This is a genomic window from Paracraurococcus ruber (assembly GCF_004353985.1).
Taxonomy (GTDB): Bacteria; Pseudomonadota; Alphaproteobacteria; order Acetobacterales; family Acetobacteraceae; genus Paracraurococcus; species Paracraurococcus ruber.
In genome coordinates this window covers 1-16,919 of sequence record NZ_SMOA01000001.1, presented here as the reverse complement: position 1 = coordinate 16,919, position 16,919 = coordinate 1, and the positions used below count along the sequence as shown (strand labels likewise).

Annotated in this window: 15 protein-coding genes; 5 read left to right on the top strand and 10 right to left on the bottom strand. The window is 72.6% G+C overall.

Going from position 1 to position 16,919, the window contains the following annotated elements; translation table 11 throughout:
* Positions 1-32 precede the first annotated feature (32 nt).
* The 4 genes from E2C05_RS00080 to E2C05_RS00065 all read right to left on the bottom strand — a co-directional run bounded on the left by E2C05_RS00080 (position 33) and on the right by E2C05_RS00065 (position 3,643).
* Positions 33-245 carry a hypothetical protein gene (locus E2C05_RS00080; RefSeq protein ID WP_133217542.1) on the bottom strand — a complete coding sequence of 71 codons (213 nt, stop codon included), beginning with the start codon at positions 243-245 and terminating at the stop codon, positions 33-35.
* Positions 246-349: 104 nt separating this feature from the next.
* A complete protein-coding gene (locus E2C05_RS00075) occupies positions 350-1,471 on the bottom strand; it encodes an MBL fold metallo-hydrolase (protein ID WP_133217541.1) in 1,122 nt (373 codons plus the stop codon).
* Between the two features lie 50 nt (positions 1,472-1,521).
* Positions 1,522-2,928, bottom strand: a complete 1,407-nt coding sequence (locus tag E2C05_RS00070; RefSeq protein WP_133217540.1) for an amidase family protein — start codon at positions 2,926-2,928, stop codon at positions 1,522-1,524.
* Complete coding sequence (locus tag E2C05_RS00065) at positions 2,915-3,643, bottom strand: pyridoxamine 5'-phosphate oxidase family protein (protein WP_133217539.1); 729 nt, start codon at positions 3,641-3,643, stop codon at positions 2,915-2,917. Before E2C05_RS00065 ends, E2C05_RS00070 begins: the two co-directional genes overlap by 14 nt.
* Positions 3,644-3,741: 98 nt before the next feature.
* Between E2C05_RS00065 and pdxR the strand changes: the two genes are divergently transcribed.
* A complete protein-coding gene (gene pdxR, locus E2C05_RS00060) occupies positions 3,742-5,151 on the top strand; it encodes a MocR-like pyridoxine biosynthesis transcription factor PdxR (protein WP_133217538.1) in 1,410 nt (469 codons plus the stop codon).
* Positions 5,152-5,176: 25 nt separating this feature from the next.
* Here the strand turns inward: pdxR and E2C05_RS00055 are convergent, their stop codons facing one another.
* Positions 5,177-5,638, bottom strand: a complete 462-nt coding sequence (locus E2C05_RS00055) for a nitroreductase family deazaflavin-dependent oxidoreductase (RefSeq protein WP_133217537.1) — start codon at positions 5,636-5,638, stop codon at positions 5,177-5,179.
* Between the two features lie 261 nt (positions 5,639-5,899).
* On the opposite strand from E2C05_RS00055, the gene E2C05_RS00050 reads away from it, so the two are divergent.
* Both E2C05_RS00050 and E2C05_RS00045 read left to right on the top strand, forming a co-directional pair.
* Entirely contained in the window at positions 5,900-6,610 is a 711-nt protein-coding gene (locus E2C05_RS00050; RefSeq protein ID WP_133217536.1) for an ureidoglycolate lyase, read from the top strand.
* A 103-nt stretch (positions 6,611-6,713) separates the two neighbouring features.
* Complete coding sequence (locus E2C05_RS00045) at positions 6,714-7,187, top strand: DUF1203 domain-containing protein (protein ID WP_133217535.1); 474 nt, start codon at positions 6,714-6,716, stop codon at positions 7,185-7,187.
* A 128-nt stretch (positions 7,188-7,315) separates the two neighbouring features.
* Here E2C05_RS00045 and E2C05_RS00040 read toward each other — a convergent pair whose 3' ends face one another.
* From E2C05_RS00040 to E2C05_RS00020, 5 genes are all read right to left on the bottom strand, one after another.
* Positions 7,316-9,181, bottom strand: coding sequence for an ABC-F family ATP-binding cassette domain-containing protein (locus E2C05_RS00040; RefSeq protein WP_133217534.1), 1,866 nt, complete (start codon positions 9,179-9,181; stop codon positions 7,316-7,318).
* Between the two features lie 62 nt (positions 9,182-9,243).
* Positions 9,244-10,044, bottom strand: a complete 801-nt coding sequence (locus E2C05_RS00035; RefSeq protein WP_133217533.1) for an undecaprenyl-diphosphate phosphatase — start codon at positions 10,042-10,044, stop codon at positions 9,244-9,246.
* A 311-nt stretch (positions 10,045-10,355) separates the two neighbouring features.
* Positions 10,356-11,933, bottom strand: a complete 1,578-nt coding sequence (locus E2C05_RS00030; RefSeq protein WP_133217532.1) for an ABC transporter substrate-binding protein — start codon at positions 11,931-11,933, stop codon at positions 10,356-10,358.
* 1 nt (position 11,934) lies between these two features.
* A complete protein-coding gene (locus E2C05_RS00025; protein WP_133217531.1) occupies positions 11,935-13,401 on the bottom strand; it encodes a M81 family metallopeptidase in 1,467 nt (488 codons plus the stop codon).
* 173 nt (positions 13,402-13,574) lie between these two features.
* The gene (locus E2C05_RS00020) at positions 13,575-14,672 is read right to left on the bottom strand and encodes a TRAP transporter substrate-binding protein (protein WP_133217530.1); all 1,098 of its coding nucleotides are present in this window, start codon (positions 14,670-14,672) and stop codon (positions 13,575-13,577) included.
* 36 nt (positions 14,673-14,708) lie between these two features.
* Between E2C05_RS00020 and E2C05_RS00015 the strand changes: the two genes are divergently transcribed.
* Together E2C05_RS00015 and E2C05_RS00010 are read left to right on the top strand one after the other, a co-directional pair.
* Positions 14,709-15,386, top strand: coding sequence for a DUF1275 family protein (locus E2C05_RS00015; RefSeq protein ID WP_200305426.1), 678 nt, complete (start codon positions 14,709-14,711; stop codon positions 15,384-15,386).
* A 189-nt stretch (positions 15,387-15,575) separates the two neighbouring features.
* Positions 15,576-16,664, top strand: coding sequence for a TRAP transporter substrate-binding protein (locus E2C05_RS00010; RefSeq protein WP_133217528.1), 1,089 nt, complete (start codon positions 15,576-15,578; stop codon positions 16,662-16,664).
* The last annotated feature ends 255 nt before the right edge of the window (positions 16,665-16,919 follow it).

The window sequence follows — 16,919 nt, the reverse complement described above, 5'->3', positions numbered from 1 at the left end:
CACGACCATGTCAGCCGGCACGGCGGCGCGCATCACGCCGCGTCCGGGTCCATCTCGGGCCGGACCAGGCCGCGCTGGCTGATCAGGATCATGGTGGTGCCGGCGAACATGAAGGCGAGGCTGGCGAAATCGCCGAAATGATGGCCGTTGCCGAACTGCATCCGCCCCCAGACGCAGAGCACGGCGATGGCCAGGCCGCCAGCGGTCCAGGCCCAGAGATTCCGCATGATGTGGCCGGTGATCATGTCGCCCTTCCTCCCGTGATGGGCGACCGGATATGGCCACCAGTACTGGACCTATCGCGCCCGGGTCACGATGGCGATGGTCCGCAGCCCGTGTTGCCGCGATGTCACGTCCGGAACAGGAAGCGGCTGCCCGTGGTGCAGAGCACCAGCGCCTGGGGCATGTCCCGCTTTGCGGCTTCGAGGAAATTCGGCCCGCTGCAATGCATGGGGAACAGGTAGTCCACGTCCTGCTCCTTCAGCTCGGCCAACACGCGGTTCAGGTAGTCGGGCGTCGCCGGCGCCAGGTGGAAGCCGCCGACCAGCGCATGCACCTTCTGCACGCCGGTCACCGCCCGGGCGCGGCGGAGGGTGTTCAGGATGCCGCCATGCCCGCAGGAGGTGATGACGACCAGGCCGCGCCCCTTCACGTGGTAGCAGGTGGCGTGCTCGTGCAGGTGCTGGTCGGGCATGGGCTGGCCGGCAAGCTCCGCCGGCGTGAAGTGGTGCGACGCATATCTCGCGGTGTCGCAACCCGCGCCATCCTGCTGGCCGAAGACGACGAAGCTGTTGGGCAATACGCGTTCCTGGCTGACGCGCGGCACCGCGCCGGTGGTGAAGGCATGGCCCTCGATCACCAACGGATCCTCGCTCAGCACCGGTGTCACCCGCGCGGCAGCCAGCAGGGATCGGTCCAGCCGGCCGAAGCTGGCGAAGGCGCCGTTGCCCGCCGGCAGGACGCGCTGGCAGAAGGCGTCCTCTCCGCCGAGATAGAGCGTGATCTCGGGCTTCATCCGGGCGCGGTACTTCGCTAGGAAGCCTTCCAGCCCGCCGAAATGGTCGTAATGCCCATGGCTGACCACCAGCGCATCCAGCGTCGCGGGATCGAGGCCGAGCAGGTCGAGGTTGTTGCCGATGGTCTCGCCGGTCCAGCCGAAATCCAGCAGCAGGCGTTTCTCCTCCGCCCCCCTGGTCGAGCTGAGCCAGAGCGAGAGGCCCCATTCGCTCTTCAGGGCCCGGTTGACGCGCGGGCCGGCGAAGCCGCGCACCCGCTCGATCGTCACGCCGGGCACCTGCGCACCGCTGATGAAGATGTCATGCGCGCCATCGGTGACGACCTGGATGGAAAGGCTGTCCACCTCCGGTGCCTGGATGCGCGGCGTCTCGGCACCGCTGGCGTCGCGGATGAAGCGGGTGCAGGCGAAGGCGGCGCCGCCCTGCAGCAGCGCGCGGCGGGAGATGCGGTTCATGCGGCAATCCTCCGGGAGCACCGCATCATCGCGCAGCCGGGCCGACTATCTCATGTCGGCGCAATGACCGGCGTGAAAGGTGCGGCCACCTGGAATCCGGCCGCGGCGCGCAGCACGAGCGCATCCGCCAGCCGCGGCCCGGCAAGCTGCACGCCGACCGGCAGGCCCGCCGCGGTCCGGCCGCAGGGCAGCGAGATGGCCGGCCCGTGCGAGAGGTTGAAGGGGTAGGAGAATTCCGCCCAGACCAGCCAGTCCCAGTCATGCGGGTCCCAATGCGGCGGCCGTTGCAGGCCGACAGGAAAGGCAGCGACCGAGGCGCTGGGGGTCGCCAGCAGGTCGAACCCCGCCTCGGCGAACCAGGCATTCACCGCCGCCGCATAGGCGAAGCGACGGCCCTGCGCGGCATGGCCATCCATGAAGGAGAAGCCGCGATACGCCTCGGTGCAGGCGACCAGGCCAGGATCCATCCGTGCCGCCTCGGCCGCGTCCCGCGCCAGGAAGGGCCGCATGGCACCGCCCCAGATGTCGCGTTCCAGCGCCGGCCCGGCCGGGCCCCAGGGCGGCGTCACCTGCTCCACCCGCGCGCCGGCATCTTCCATCGCGCGCACCGCCTGGGCGACCAGCGCCGCCACCTCCGGGTCCACCTTCGCATGGCCCAGGTCCGGGCTGTAGGCGATGCGCAGCCCGTGCAGCCCGCCCGGCGGCACTTCCGGCCCGAAGGTCTCGCCCAGCGTCGTGTGGTCCAGCGGATGCGGCCCGGCCATGACGGAGAACATCAGCGCCGCATCGGCCACGCTGCGGGCGATGGGCCCGGCATGCGACAGCGCGCCGTTGTTCGGCACCGGCGCATAGGGCACGCGGCCATAGGTCGGCTTGAAGCCGACGGCGCCGCAGAAATGCGCCGGCAGCCGGATGGACCCGGCGCCGTCGGTGCCGAGATGCAGCGGCCCGCAGCCGGCGCCGCAGAGCGCGGCGGCGCCGCTGGACGAGCCGCCCGCGGTCATGCCGTGCTGCCACGGGTTGTGGGTCGCGCCGGTCAGCGGCGAATGGCTGACCGCGGTCCAGCCCTGTTCCGTGCTGGTGGTCTTGCCGAGGATGATGGCGCCGGCCGCGCGCAGCCGCGCGACCAGCGGCGCATCCGCGGCCGCGGGCGTGGCGTCCGAGAGGCGGGAGCCACGCCGCGTCGGCAGGCCGGCCACCGCCTGGATGTCCTTGATGGTGACCGGCACCCCGTGCAGCGGGCCCAGCGCCGCGCCGCGCGTCACCGCCGCCTCGGCCGCCTTCGCCGCATCGCGCGCGCGGTCGGCATCCAGCGCGGCGAAGGCGTTCAGCCGCGGCTCCCAGGCGGCGATGCGCGCCAGCACCGCCTCCGTCACCTCCAGCGGCGAGGCGCGCTTCACGCGCACCAGCGCCGCCAATTCCACCGCCGAAGCGGTCGCCAGCTCAGTCCTCGCCATACAGGCGATGCTGCGCCTCCAGCATGATCTCGTCCAGCCGCCGGCCATCGGTGAAGCCGGCCAGGCCTTCCGGATAGGGCACGCCGGCCGGCATGCGCGGGCAGGGCTCCGCCGCGCCGATCACCTGCCGCACCGGGAAGCGCGCGGCATAGATCGGCAGGGCATAGTCCTCCTCCTCGTCGGCCACGCCCTTGCTGCGGATCTTGCCCGAGGCCTCCTCGATCCGCATGCCGATGACGGTCGTCGCCTTCAGCTCCTGCGTGGTGCTCTGGCGCAGGGTGGCGGCGCGATCCGGGTAGAAGCGGTTGATCATGACGTCGAGGGCGCGCGCCTTCTCCGCCGCGTCCTCGACGATCCGCGCCGTGCCGAAGCACATCGCCGAACGGTAATCCACCGAATGGTTGAAGCCGCAGCGGGCGAGCACGAGGCTGTCGAGATGCGTCACGGTCAGGCAGACCGCCACGCCGCCCTTCTGGCTGCGCAGCATCCGGCTGGCGGAGGAGCCATGCCAGTAGAGATGGTCGTCCTCCCGCCAGAAGGCGGTCGGCGTGCAGTAGGGCTGGCCGTCGATGACATAGGCGATGTGGCAGAGCATCGCGGCATCGAGGATGGCATGGACCGATTCGCGGTCGTAGCGGCCCCTTTCGTGCAGGCGGCGGACCTTGTTCCGCTCGGAAACGGGGTAGGAGCCGGATGGCGGGACGGTGTCGGGCATCGGGAACTCGGGACACGGGTTGGACAGGCGCACATTACAGCCGCATGATTGGACCGGCGCGAGGGCCAATCCTGGCGCTCTTCACTGGTCCAATCCGCATGGCGCTCGACCCTGTCCTGCCGCCGCTCGATCGCGCATCGGGCGTGCCGGTCCTGCGGCAGCTCTATCTGGGGCTGCGGGGCGCCATCCTGTCCGGCGGGCTGGCGCCGGGGGCCAGGCTGCCGCCGACCCGCATCCTGGCCGGGCAGCTTGGCCTGGCACGGAACACCGTGGTCGCCGCCTATGACCAGTTGCTGGCCGAAGGCTTCATCGAGGGACGGGTCGGCGCCGGCAGCTTCGTCTCCCGCGACCTGCCGGAGGACCTGGAGCGCGCGGCCCCGCCCGCCCTGCCGGCCGCGCCCCCGCCTGCGCAGGAAGCGGACGAGTTCTCCGCCCTGCCCTTCAACACCGGCCGCACCGGCTGGGACGCGCGGTCGCAGCGCGTCTGGCGGACGCTGGCGCTGCGGCGGCTTTCGGCGCCCGACCCGGCGATGTTCGGCTATGGCGACCCGCAGGGCAGCCGGGCGCTGCGGGAGGCGATCGCCGCCTATCTCCGCACCGCCCGGGCGGTGCGCTGCGATCCGGACCAGGTGGTGGTGACGGCCGGCGCGCAGCAGGCGATCGACCTGGTGCTGCGCGTCCTCGTGCGGCCTGGCGACCCGGTCTGGGTGGAGGATCCCTGCTATCCCGCGCTGCGCGCCGCGCTGGCGGCGGCCGGCGCCCGCCTGATCCCCGTGCCGGTGGATGCGCAGGGGATGCAGGTGGCAGCGGGTGTCGCGGCGGCGCCAGAGGCGCGGCTCGCCTATGTGACGCCGTCCGCGCAATACCCGCTCGGCGTCGTGCTTTCCATGGCGCGGCGGCTGGAGCTTCTGGCCTGGGCGCGGCGCGCCGGCGCCTTCGTGCTGGAGGACGACTACGACAGCGAATTCCGCTACGCGGGTCGCCCGCTGGCGTCCCTGCAGGGCGTGGATGAGGCGGGACGGGTGATCTATGTCGGCACCTTCAGCAAGGTGCTGTTTCCCGGGCTGCGCCTGGGCTACTGCGTGCTGCCGCCATCGCTGCTGGCGCCGCTGCGCGAGGCGAGGCTGCGCAGCGACTGGCACCCGGCGACCCTGGCCGAGGGCGTGGTGACCGACTTCCTGGCGGAAGGGCATTTCGCCCAGCATCTGCGGCGGATGCGGCTGCAATACCGCGCCGCACGCGACGCGCTGGTGGCGGCGCTGCGCGAGCAGGGGCTGGAGGTCGAGGCGCCGGACCAGGGGCTGAAGCTGCTGCTGCCCTTGCCGGGACGGCAGGATGTGGCGGTGGCGCAAACCGCCGCGCGGCGCGGCGTGGTGGCGCGACCGGTCAGCCCGATGCACCTCGCCTCGGCCGCGGCGCCGGCCCTGATGCTGGGCTTTTCCGGCCACGACCCGGCGGCGCTGCGGCGCGCCGCGCGCCTGCTGGCCGGGGTGCTGCGCGAGGCGTGACGCCGCCCGCGCCAGCTGCCCGCCGTCAGCCGAGCGGGTCGAGCACCACGACCGGGATCTCGCGGTCCGTCTTCTTCTGGTAGTCGGCATAGGGCGGCCAGAAGCCGAGCGCGAGTTGCCAAAGCCCGGCGCGCTCCTCGCCCGACGCCGTGCGGGCGCGCGCCTTCAGCTTCGTGGTGCCGACCTGGATCTCCACCTCGGGATTCGCAAGGATGTTGCGGTACCAGCCGGGATGCTCCGGCGCGCCGCCCTTCGAGGCGACGATGACATAGCTGTCGCCCGCCTTCCCGTAGAAGAGAGGGAAGATGAATTTCTCGCCCGACTTGCGGCCGGTGGTGGTCAGCAGCAGGGCGGGGACGACCATCTCCCCATAGCCGGCCGGGGCGATCCTGTAGTCATGCCCCTCCTTGCCGCCACTCGACAGGTAGGTGTTGGCATGCCGCACCATCCAGTCCGGCATGTTGGGGGCAAGCCTGGCCTCGCTCATCGCCGTGTCTCCTGCTGACCGGGGCAGCGTATAGCGATTTGCCGGCGCAGGCGAACGCCGCGCGACCGCGGGGCGATCCCGGGCCGCCATGCCCGCGACGCGCCGCCGCGCGACGCTTCATGGCGGCCTGCGAAGGCCGCATCCGCCGGGGCCGATCCCTGCTGCGCCGCAGCCGTCATGCAGGCGCAACGGCCGGAAGGCGGCGACATGGCATCACGGGATACCCGTTCCGCGTCCTCAACCCCGGACGGGAGCACTCCGATGTCGACCACCCCGAACCTCACCCGGCGCGCCCTGGGCGCGCTGTCCGCCACGCTGGCCGCGGCGCCGGCCCTGGCGCAACAACGCGCCATCCCCGCGCTGCCGGCGGGCAACGCCTTCGCCACGACTGGTGCGCCGCCTGCCACGCGGCGCGAGGTGCACAGCACGCGCGTGCTGCGCGCCGAAACCGCGACGCCGGCGAATTTCGCGCCCTTCGGCACGCTGCTCACCACCGCAGGCCGGCCGCGGCTGCCGATCAACACCTATGGCCCGACGCTCGACCTGTTCCGCGAAGGACTCGAGACCGACCAGCCGATCGAATGGTTCATCGTGGAAGGGCGGCCGCGCGGGACCGGCGTGCTCTTCCTCGAACGGCATCAGCAGCTTGGCCAGGCCTTCATCCCGCTGGCGGGGCAGGGCTTCCTGACCGTGGTCGCCGCGCCCGATGCGCCGGAGGAGGACGGGCTGCCGGCCCCGCAGACGCTGCGGGCCTTCTGGGTGCCGGGCGACACGCCCATCCAGCTGCATCGCGGCACCTGGCACGAGAACCCGATGCCGGTCGCCGACGGCACGCGGCTGCTGGTGACCAGCCATGCCAACATCACGCTGGCGCATCAGCAATCGCCCGACCCGCGGCTGCGCGGGTTGCCGCTGGACCTGGAGCGGCGCTGGTATCGCCACGCCGGCTGGGACATCTCGGTCGCCGCCTGACGGCCCGGGGACCGCTGAAGGCCGGGCTTGCCGGAGCAACGATCGGATGGCGGCGTCGGTTGGGCGCCGCCATCCTCCGCGCCGCACCCCGAGGAGAGACGCCGTGCCACGCTTCCGCTGCAGTCCCATTGCCGCCGAAACCGCCGCGCGCTGGCGCGCGACCGGCCAGGACGACCAGGGGCGGCCGCTGCACCGGCGGCCGGTCGACGGGCCGGGCTTCCCCTGTCGCCACTGCCTCCGGCTCGGCGAGGCGGGCGAGGAGATGCTGCTCGGCAGCTACAACCTGCCGCATCCGCAGGGCGTCTACTGGACCCCGAGCCCGATCTTCCTGCATGCGCATGACTGCGGCCGCTTCGATGCGGTGGACGAGATCGCGCCAATCGTGCTGGCCAACGGCATCGTCTCCGTCCGCAGCTATGATGCGGAGGAGATGTGCCTCTACGACCTTGGCGCCATCAGCGAGGGCAAGGATGTCGCCCCGATCCTCGATCGCGCGCTGGCCGATCCGCGGACGCGCTGGATCAACATCCACACCGCCCGGCCAGGGTGCCTGCTGACGGCGGTGGAGAAGCTGTAGCGGCTTCGCCGGCAGCGTTCGAGCGGCCGGATTCACGACGCCGCGCCAGCGGTGCGCCGGCGACCGGGGCATGCAGTGGGCGGCCCGATTCACGCCTCCGCGCCCGAGGCGCGCCGGCGATCGGGCCGCTACGCCGCCTCCAGCTTCTCCTGCAGCTCCAGCCACTCCGTCTCCAGCGCCTCCACCTCCTTCGCGATGGCGGCGCGGCGGGCGGTGGCGCGGGTGATCAGGTCCGCCTTGTTGTTGGCATAGAGCCGCGGGTCGGTCAGCGCGCCGTCGATGGTCGCGGCCTCGGCGTTCAGCTTCGCCAGCGCGGCTTCCACCTTCTTCACCCGCTCGCGCAGCGGCGCCGCGGCAACGCGTGCCTCGGCCCGCTCGCGCCGCTCGTCCCGGCGGGTCGGCGCCGCATCCAGCTTCGCCGCCGGCCGGGCGCGCTCGGCCAGCAGGGCGCGGTACTCGTCCAGGTCGCCGTCGAAGCTGCGCACCGTGCCGTCCGCCACCAGCCACAGGCGGTCCGCCACCAGCTCCACCAGATGCGGGTCGTGGGTGATGAGCACGACGGCGCCGCCGAACTCGGCCAGCGCCTTCACCAACGCCTCCCGCGCATCGATGTCGAGGTGGTTGGTCGGCTCGTCCAGGATCAGCAGATGCGGCGCGTCCCGCGTGCAGAGCGCCAGCAGCAGCCGCGCCTTCTCCCCGCCGGAACAGGCGCTGATCAGCGTCTCCGCCCGGTCGGCATCCAGGCCGAACCGGGCGAGCTGGGCGCGGCACTGCGTCTCGGTCGCGCGCGGCAACGCCGCCTGCATGTGGGAGAGCGGGGTGCCACGCAGGTCCAGCTCTTCCGCCTGGTGCTGGGCGAAGAAGCCGACGCGCAGCTTCGGCGCGCGGTGGACCTCCCCGGACTGTGGCGCCAGCCGGCCGGCCAGCAGCTTGGCCAGGGTGGACTTGCCGTTGCCGTTGGCGCCCAGCAGGGCGATCCGGTCCTCCTGGTCCAGCCGCAGGTTCAGCCCCTGCAGCACCGTCCGGCCGTCATAGCCGGCGCTGCCGCGGGTCAGCGACAGCACGGGCGGCGGCAGCGCGGTCGGCTCGGGGAAGGCGAAGCGCGTCACCGTGTCCTCGACCACCGCCTCGATCGGCGGCATGCGTTCCAGCGCCTTCAGGCGGGACTGCGCCTGGCGCGCCTTGGTCGCCTTGGCGCGGAAGCGGTCCACGAAGGCCTGGATGCGGGCGCGCTCGGCCGTCAGCTTCTCATTCTGGGAGAGCTGCTGCGCCTGCCGTTCCGCCCGGACGCGGACGAAATTCTCGAAGCCGCCGGGGTAGAAGGTGATCTTGCTGCGATCCAGGTGGGCGATGGCGTCCACGCAGCGGTCCAGCATCCCGCGGTCGTGGCTGACGACGATGGCGGCGCCCGGGAAGCGCTGCAGCCAGCCCTCCAGCCACATGGTGGCCTCGAGGTCGAGATGGTTGGTCGGCTCGTCCAGCAGCAGCAGGTCGGGCTCGAGGAACAGGGCGCGGGCCAGCGCCACGCGCATGCGCCAGCCGCCGGAGAACTCGGCGATCGGCCGCGCCTGCGCCGCCGCGTCGAAGCCGAGGCCGGCGAGGATCGTCGCCGCCCGGGCCGGGGCGCTGTCGGCCTGGATGGCGATCAGCCGCTCATGGATCTCGGCCAGCCGGTGCGGGTCGGGGTGCCCTTCCAGCTCGGCCAGCAGGGCGGCGCGCTCGGTATCCGCGGCCAGCACCACCTCCAGCAGGGTCTCCGGCCCGCCCGGCGCCTCCTGCGCGACATGGCCGAGGCGCGCCCGCGTGGCCAGGCGGATCTCGCCGCCATCCGGCGCCAGGTCGCCGATGATGGCCTTCAGCAGGGTGGACTTGCCGGCGCCATTGCGGCCGACCAGGCCGACCTTGCGGCCGGGGTCCACCACCAGCTCCGCCCCTTCCAGCAGGGCGCGGCCGGCGATGCGCAGGGTGAGGTCGCGGATGGCGAGGACGGTCATGGCGCCGCCTTCCTACCGCTCCCGGCGGGCGGCGGCCAGCGCGGCGGCGCCGCCCCGGCGGTTCAGCCCAGCAGCAGCGCCAGCCCTAGGGCGCCGAGGGCGATCCGGTACCAGCCGAAGGGGGTGAAGCCGATCCGCCCGATCACCGCCAGCACCGCCCGAACGGTGACCAGCGCCACCACGAAGGCCGCCAGGAACCCCACCGCGATCTGGCCCATCCCATCCCAGGCGATCTCGTTCCGCACCTTCAGCAGGCTGTAGGCGGTGGCGGCCAGCATGGTGGGGATGGCGAGGACGAAGCTGAACTCGGCCGCCGTCTTCCGGTCCACCCCCAGCAGCAGGGCGGTGATGATGGTGGCCCCCGACCGCGAGGTGCCCGGGATCATCGCCAGCGCCTGGCCGAAGCCGATCAGCAGCGCCGGCACCGGCCCGATCTCGGGCACCGAGCGGATGGCGGGCTCCCTGCGCAGCCGCTCGATCAGGATGATGGCGATGCCGCCGACGATCAGCGCCACGCAGACCACCAGGGGGCTGAACAGCCGTTCCGTGATCGTCTTGTGCAGCGTCGCGCCGATGACGGCCGCCGGCAGGAAGGCCAGCGCCAGGTTCATGACGTAGAACCGCTCCGCCCCCGGCCGCCACATCCCGGTGGCCAGCCGCCAGAGTGTCGCCCGGTACACCCAGATGACGGCGCAGATGGCGCCGAGCTGGATGGAGATCTCGAACACCTTCCCGGGCGGGCCCTGGAAGCCGATCAGCTCGCCCAGCAGGATCAGGTGGCCGGTGGAGGAGATGGGCAGGAACTCGGTCAGCCCCTCCAGCACCCCCATGGCGAGGGCGGAGAGCAGCGCGGCGGTATCCATGCAGGAAAAGGTCCCGAGGAGAATGGGCCCGCCTTGAAGCACGCCCGCACCGCGCGCGCCACGCGCGGCGCCGGGGGCGGGAATCCTTGGAGGGCGCTGCGGGGTCCCCATCGCGCAAGCGCGATGGGGTGCCCCTGTCCCTCCCTGGACCCACCCGGCAAGGGCCGAAGGGCCCTTGGAACCCTTGAGTCAACGAAGCCCTGGGGGCCTCCAGGGCTTCGTTAAATCCGGACGGGGCCCGGGGCTCGGTTCGATCCCCGGCGGGGATTGGTGCGAGTGGGGGCGGCGTCCCCGCCCGTGACGGCGGCGCCTCAGCCGGCCTTCGCCACCTCCCAGGCCAGCGGGATCGGCGCCCGCACCAGCCCGGCCAGCCCGCGCCGGAAGGCGGAGAGCTGCTTGTACTGCCCCAGCGGATAGTAGGGCACGTCCTGGAAGGCCTGGCGCTGCAGCTCGGCCGTGATGCGCTGCTGCGCCGGCAGCCCGCCCGCCTCGAACCAGGCGGCACGGCCCGCTTCCATCGCGCCGCTGTCGGGCCAGCCGAACCAGGCATTCGCGCCATTGGTGCGGAACAGCGCATTCGTCGCGGGGTTCAGGCAGTCGGCGCCCGAGATGTTGGTGCAGAAGGCGCTCCAGCCGCCGGCCTCCACCGCGGCACGGTTGGCGCGGCGCTGCACCACCGTGCCCCAGTCGGTCGAGACATGGTCGAGGTTCAGCCCGAGCCGCCGGAACATGTCGGCGACCACATGGCTCATCGCGTCCAGCACATGGATGTCGGTGGTGTGCATGAACAGCAGGCGCTCGCCGCGATAGCCGCTCGCCTCGATGGCGCGCTTCGCCGCGTCCAGGCTGCGCGGCGCGGTGATGGCCTCCAGCCCAGCCTCGCTCGCCAGCGGCGTGCCGGGCGTGAAGTAGCCCATGGTGTCGATCCAGTTCGCCCGGTCGGCGCCGGCGACCGCCGTCATGATGTCGGCCTGGGAGAGCGCGGGCCAGATCGCCCGCCGGAAGGCCGCATTGCTGAAGGGCGGGTGCAGGTGATTCGGCCGCAGGGTGGAGACGGTGCCGAAGGGTTCCAGCTGTTCCACCACCACGCCGCGGTTCCGCCGCAGCAGTGGCAGCAGGTCGTTGCTCGGGTTCTCCCACCAGTCGATCTCGCCGGATTGCAGCGCGGCGGCGGCGGTGGCGGGGTCCGGCATCACCCGCCATTCCACCCGGTCGAAGCGCGCACGCTTGCCGCCGGCCAGCATCTCGGCCGCTTCCTCGCGCGGGCGGTAGCCCTCGAACCGCGCATAGGCCGCCAGCGACCCCGGCACCCACTCACTGCGCAGGAAGCGGTAGGGGCCGGAGCCGACGGGGTCCGTCACCTGGGTGAAGGCATCGGTCGCGGCGATGCGCTCCGGCATGACGAAGCAGGGTGCGACCTTGGCGATGGCGTCCAGCAGCAGCGGGAAGGGCCGCTTGAGCCGGATGGTGAGCCGCCGGTCATCGAGGGCGGCGATCTCCTCCACCTGCTCGAACAGGCTCTGCCCGAAGCTGTCCCGCCGCCCCCAGCGGCGCAGGCTGGCCACCGCGTCGCGCGCCAGCACGGGTTCACCGTCGTGGAAGCGCAGCCCCTCCCGCAGGATGATAGTCCAGAGCAGCCCGTCGCGCTCCACCGCATGGCCCTCGGCCATCTGCGGCTTCGCCGTCAGGTCCGCGCCCATGGAGTAGAGCGTGTCATAGACCATGTAGCCGTGGTTGCGGGTGACCCAGGCGCTGGTCCAGATGGGGTCGAGGCTGGTCAGGTTGGCATGCGGCACGAAGCGCAGCACGCGACCGGCGGGCTGGGCAAAGGCAGGCATCGCCAGCATCGCGGCGGAGGCGCCCAGCAGGGTGCGGCGGGTCGCGGTCATCTCAGCGGCCCTCCTGCCAGGGATCCGCGACCTTCGGCCACCAGGGCGTGCGGATCTTGGTCAGCGGGATCTGCGCGAACTCCGCCAGCAATCCGCGCGGCGTGGCGGCGTAGCGGATATCGGCGGCGATGGGCGCGAAGCCGGCATGGAAATGCTGGGACGACTTCACGACGACCACCCGCTTGTCGTGCAGGGTGCAGCCGAGGCCGGTGAAGCCATCCGGATGGAAGGCCTGCTGGCGGATGGTGCAGAGGATGATGTGGATCCCCGCCGCCTCCACCCAGGCGGAGGGGCCGAGCAGGCTGCGGCCGCCCGACAGCCCGGTCTGCACATGGTCCTCCGACAGGCCACGCACCGTCGCCTGCACGTCCACCGGATCGCCCGAGGTCGGGCCGCATTTCCCGCCGATCCGCAGCGGCAGCGTGGCGTCCAGCCCGGCTTCGGCGCAGAGGCTGACCGCCACCGGGTCCCAGACGATCCCGATGGCGGCGTCGCGCACCCCGCGGTCCAGCAGCAGCCGCAGGAACTCCGTGCCGTCCGAGGCCGCGCCGCCGCCGGCATTGTCCGAGGTCTCGGCGATCACCACCGGGCCGCGCGGCGCCGCCAGCGCGGCGTCCAGCGCCTGGTCCGGCGTCTCGCGCGGCTTGCCGGTCTCCGCCCGCATCGCCCAGATGCGCTCCGCGAACGCCTCCGCCGCGGCGGCGGCGCGCGCCGCGTCGCCATCCGCGATGACGACCATCTTCGCGCCGACATCCGCGACATCGGCCCAGGGGAAGCCATGGCCGAAGGAGACGGAGAGGATGCCGTCGCGTCCCTCGGCGGCCTTCATGTCGGCCACCAGGCTGCGCACCGGCTCCCGCGGGGTGTGCCACATGTTGATCATGCGCAGGTCGCGGTAGGCGATCACCGGCCGTACCTCCCGCCGCGCCGTACGCAGCGCCAGCGCGAACAGGTCGCGCGCGCGCTCCGCGATGTCGCTGTGCGGGTATTCCTTGTAGGTGACGATCAGGTCGGCATTCGCCCGCATCCGCTCGGTCAGGTGGCAGTGCAGGTCGAGCTCGCAGCCGATGACCACATCCGGCCCGACGATGTCCCGCACGGCCGCGAGGACATCGCCCTCGCAGTCATCCTCGCCCTCCGCGACCATGGCGCCGTGCATGTTCAGCAGCACCATGTCCACCGGCAGCGCGGCGCGCAGGTCGTCCAGGATCATTGCCCGGATCGCCTCATAGACCGGGCGCACCGTCAGCCCTGCCGGCTGGGCATTGGCGCAGCAGCCTTCCGCCACCGCGATCCCCGCCTGCTCCGCCAGGCGGCGCCATTCGATCAGCGGGATGTTGCCGAATTCGGGGGGCGCGAGGCTGCCGTCCCGGCGGTGGAAGCGGGCGCCGAGGAAGGCGTCCCGCCCCGTCGGGATGGGGGCGAAGGTGTTGGTCTCCGTCAGCATCCCCGCCATGAACAGCTTCATGCCCGCCTCCCGGTTGTTGCGGGAAGCTTAGCGAGGCTGTGCGGGCGCCGGACAGCCAAAAGGCGGGAGGGGCCCGGCCCCTCCCACGCCCCCTCCTGACGGGCCCCCGTGACGATGCGGCGCATCGTCACGGGGTGCCTCGCAGGGCAGGCGGGCGCCTGGAGCCGGCTGGTTCAGCCGCGCTGGGCGGCGGCCGGGAAGGCGAAATTGTCGAAGCTGTTCTCGGCCACGCGGAACCACTGGTACTGCTCGTCGCGATAGGCGCGGTAGGCGGTCCAGATGCGCCTGAAGCGCTCGTTGCGGCCGGACATGTCGTCATACAGGCCATGCGCCTCCCGCCAGGCCGCCTGCAGGATGTCGCGCGGCCAGAAGCGGAGCTGCGCCCCACCGGCCACCAGCCGCCGCAGCGCCTGCGGGTTCAGGTGGTCGTAGCGCGCCAGCATGTCGGCATTCGCCTCCTGGCAGGCGACTTCCAGCGCCGCCTTGTAGGCGGCCGGCAGCTTGTCGAATTCCGCCTGGTTGGCCAGCAGGTGCAGATGCGCGCCCGCCTCCCAGAAGCCCGGGGCATAGTAGTTCCGCGCCACGCGCACGAAGCCCAGCTTCTCGTCATCATGGGGCCCGACGAATTCCACCGCGTCCAGCGTCCCGCGCTCCAGCGCCGGATAGATGTCGCTGGCCGCGATCTGCGTCGGCACCGCGCCCATCCGGCGGAAGATCTCGCCCGCCAGGCCGGCGACGCGGAATTTCAGGCCGTTCAGGTCCTGCAGGCCGCGGATCTCGTTGCGGAACCAGCCGCCCATCTGGGCGCCGGTGTCGCCGGCGGGGAAGCCGACCAGGCTGTATTCGCGGAACAGCTCGGCGGCCAGCTCGTTGCCGCCGCCATGGCTCAGCCAGGCCAGGTTCTGCCGCGCGTTGAGCCCGAAGGGCAACGCGGTGAAGAAGGCGAAGCTGGGGTCCTTGCCGGTGTAGTAGTACACGGGCGTGTGCCCGGCCTCGATCGTGCCGGCCTGCACCGCGTCCAGCACCTGCAGGCCCGGCACGATCTCGCCGGCGGCGAAGAAGCGGATCTGGAAGCGGTTGTCGGTCAGCGCCGCCACGCGTTGCGTGATGCGCTCGCCGGTGCCGTAGAGCACATCCAGGTTGCGCGGGAAGGCGGAAGCGCAGCGCCAGCGCACCTCCGGGCTGCTCTGCGCCAGGGCGGGGGTGGCGAGGGCCACCGGCGCGGTGGCGGCGGCGCCCAGGACGAGGCGCCCAAGGGGACGACGATGCATGGCGTGACTCCCGAAAAGACCGGCGGTTTAGTGCGGTTGCCCAAGGCCGGAAAGGCCGCCCCGCCGGCCGGTACGCCCCTGCCGGCGAACCCCTGGGCGGCGGTGCCGCTGGTGGCGCTGGCCGGCTGCGTGGACGCCATCGGCTGGCTGCGCTTCGACCAGCTGTTCGTCAGCTTCATCAGCGGCACCAGCACCATGCTGGGTGTCGCCCTCGCCGAAGGGCAGGGTGGCCGCGCCGCGGCCCTGGCGCTGGTGGTCGGGCTGTTCGCGGTGGGCGCGCTGGCCGGGGCGCTGCTGGGGGCGCTGGCCGGCGCCTGGCGCGGCCCGGCGGTGCTGGGGCTGGTCGCGTCCTTGCTGGGGGCGGCGCTGCTGCTGCCGGCCACCGGCACGCCGGATTTGCCGCCGGCCGCCTTCGCCATGGTGCCGGCGATGGGGATGCTGAACACCGCCCTGCCGGGGGTGGGCGGCATCACCTTCGTCACCGGCGCCCTGTCCCGCGCCATGGAAGGGCTGGTCCTGGCGCTGCGGGGTCGCGCCCGGCACGCCGCCTGGCTGCAGCAACTGGCCTGCTGGGCGGCGCTGGCCATGGGCGCCTGCCTGGGCGCGCGGCTGCAGCAGGGCTGGGGGGATCCAGCGCTGGCGGTGCCGGCCAGCGCCGCGCTGCTGGCCGCCCTGCTGGCCGCCCTGCCGGTGGCCGGGCGCCGCGGCGGGTGAGGCAGCCGGGGCGGGGCGCGCACCCGCCCGGGAAGCCATCCCTCCCGGAGTGGCCTGCGGGCGCCGGGGGCGGATCCCTTGCCGGCTGGCGGCCGGGCAGCGCCCTTCCCGGGGCCGCCTTGCCGCCCTTCCGGCGCTTCGGCAGGCTTGCAGCAGGGCGCCGCAACGTTGCGCCCGGAGGAAGCCGCCATGAACCGCCGCCACATCCTCGCCGGCAGCGCCGCCGGCGCCGCCCTTGTACCCCTGGCCGTGCCCGGCCTTGCCAGCGCCCAGCCGCGCCTGCGCTGGCGCTGCCCCAACAGCTTCCCCCGCAGCCTCGATACGCTCTATGGCGCGGCGGAGATCGTGGCCCGGCGGGTGCGGGAGATGTCGGACGGCGCCTTCGAGATCACCGTCTCCGGCCCCGGGGAGGTGGTGCCGGCGCTGCAGATCCTGGACGCGGTCGGCCAGGGCTCGGTCGAATGCGGCTTCACCTCGGCGCTGTTCTATTTCGGCAAGGACCCGAGCTTCGCCTTCGGCTCCGCCCTGCCCTTCGGGATGAACAGCCGGCAGACCTTCGCCTGGCTGAACTATGCCGGCGGGCGGGACCAGCTTCGCCCGGTCTTCGCCGAGGCGAACATCCACCAGATCCCGGCCGGCTGCACCGGCGCCCAGATGGGCGGCTGGCTGAAGAAGGAAATCCGCTCGACTGAAGATCTCCAGGGCCTGAAATTCCGCATCGCTGGCCTCGGCGGCAGCGTGATGCAGAAGCTGGGCGTGGTGCCGCAGCAGATCGCCCCCAGCGACATCTATCCGTCGCTGGAACGCGGGGTGATCGACGGCGCCGAATACATCGGCCCCTATGATGACGAGAAGCTCGGCTTCGGCCGGGTCGCCCGCTACTACTACTATCCGGGGTTCCAGGAAGCCGGACCGAACACCGATTTCATGGTGAACCTGCGCGCCTGGGAGGCGCTGCCCAAGGCCTACCAGTCCATGCTGGAGACCGCCTGCGCCGAGGCCTTCCACGCCACGGCGGCGAAATACGACGTGGCCAACCCGCCGGCGCTGCGCCGGCTGGTCGCCGGCGGCACCCAGCTGCGCGGCTATCCCCGGGAGGTCATGCAGTCGCTCTATCGCGCCGCGCAGGAACTCTATGCCGAGCTCGGCGCGCAGAATGCCCGCTTCAAGGCGATCCACGAGCATTGGGACCGCTTCCGGGTGGAGCAGATCCAGTGGTTCCGCGTGGCCGAGGACAGCCTGGCCAATTTCCAGGCTGTCGCCACCGCGCCGCGCTGAGCGGCCGGCCCGCGCCCGCAGCGCGCGGGCATTCCGCGCCGCTGCCGAGTGATCCGGCGTGCCCTGCCGGCTGGCCCTCCCGGAGGGCCCGGTGCCGGATCGCCGCCAGGGCCGTCGGGGCGGGATGACGCGGGTCGGGGCGGCCGGCCTGGCCGCCGCGCCATCCCGGGCCAGGTCGACCGCCCCTGCATCCGCCCGCGCCGGAGGGGACCGCCGCGCGCCCCCCGGCCGGCGGCACCGTCAGTGCATGTGGCC

Coding starts and splice junctions, on each gene's coding strand:
- E2C05_RS00025 (WP_133217531.1), bottom strand. CDS start 13,401: ATGAAGCTGTTCATGGCGGGGATGCTGACGGAGACCAACACCTTCGCC.
- E2C05_RS00070 (WP_133217540.1), bottom strand. CDS start 2,928: ATGGCGAGGACTGAGCTGGCGACCGCTTCGGCGGTGGAATTGGCGGCG.
- E2C05_RS00035 (WP_133217533.1), bottom strand. CDS start 10,044: ATGGATACCGCCGCGCTGCTCTCCGCCCTCGCCATGGGGGTGCTGGAG.
- E2C05_RS00050 (WP_133217536.1), top strand. CDS start 5,900: ATGTCGACCACCCCGAACCTCACCCGGCGCGCCCTGGGCGCGCTGTCC.
- E2C05_RS00040 (WP_133217534.1), bottom strand. CDS start 9,181: ATGACCGTCCTCGCCATCCGCGACCTCACCCTGCGCATCGCCGGCCGC.
- pdxR (WP_133217538.1), top strand. CDS start 3,742: ATGGCGCTCGACCCTGTCCTGCCGCCGCTCGATCGCGCATCGGGCGTG.
- E2C05_RS00010 (WP_133217528.1), top strand. CDS start 15,576: ATGAACCGCCGCCACATCCTCGCCGGCAGCGCCGCCGGCGCCGCCCTT.
- E2C05_RS00055 (WP_133217537.1), bottom strand. CDS start 5,638: ATGAGCGAGGCCAGGCTTGCCCCCAACATGCCGGACTGGATGGTGCGG.
- E2C05_RS00075 (WP_133217541.1), bottom strand. CDS start 1,471: ATGAACCGCATCTCCCGCCGCGCGCTGCTGCAGGGCGGCGCCGCCTTC.
- E2C05_RS00030 (WP_133217532.1), bottom strand. CDS start 11,933: ATGACCGCGACCCGCCGCACCCTGCTGGGCGCCTCCGCCGCGATGCTG.
- E2C05_RS00080 (WP_133217542.1), bottom strand. CDS start 245: ATGATCACCGGCCACATCATGCGGAATCTCTGGGCCTGGACCGCTGGC.
- E2C05_RS00065 (WP_133217539.1), bottom strand. CDS start 3,643: ATGCCCGACACCGTCCCGCCATCCGGCTCCTACCCCGTTTCCGAGCGG.
- E2C05_RS00020 (WP_133217530.1), bottom strand. CDS start 14,672: ATGCATCGTCGTCCCCTTGGGCGCCTCGTCCTGGGCGCCGCCGCCACC.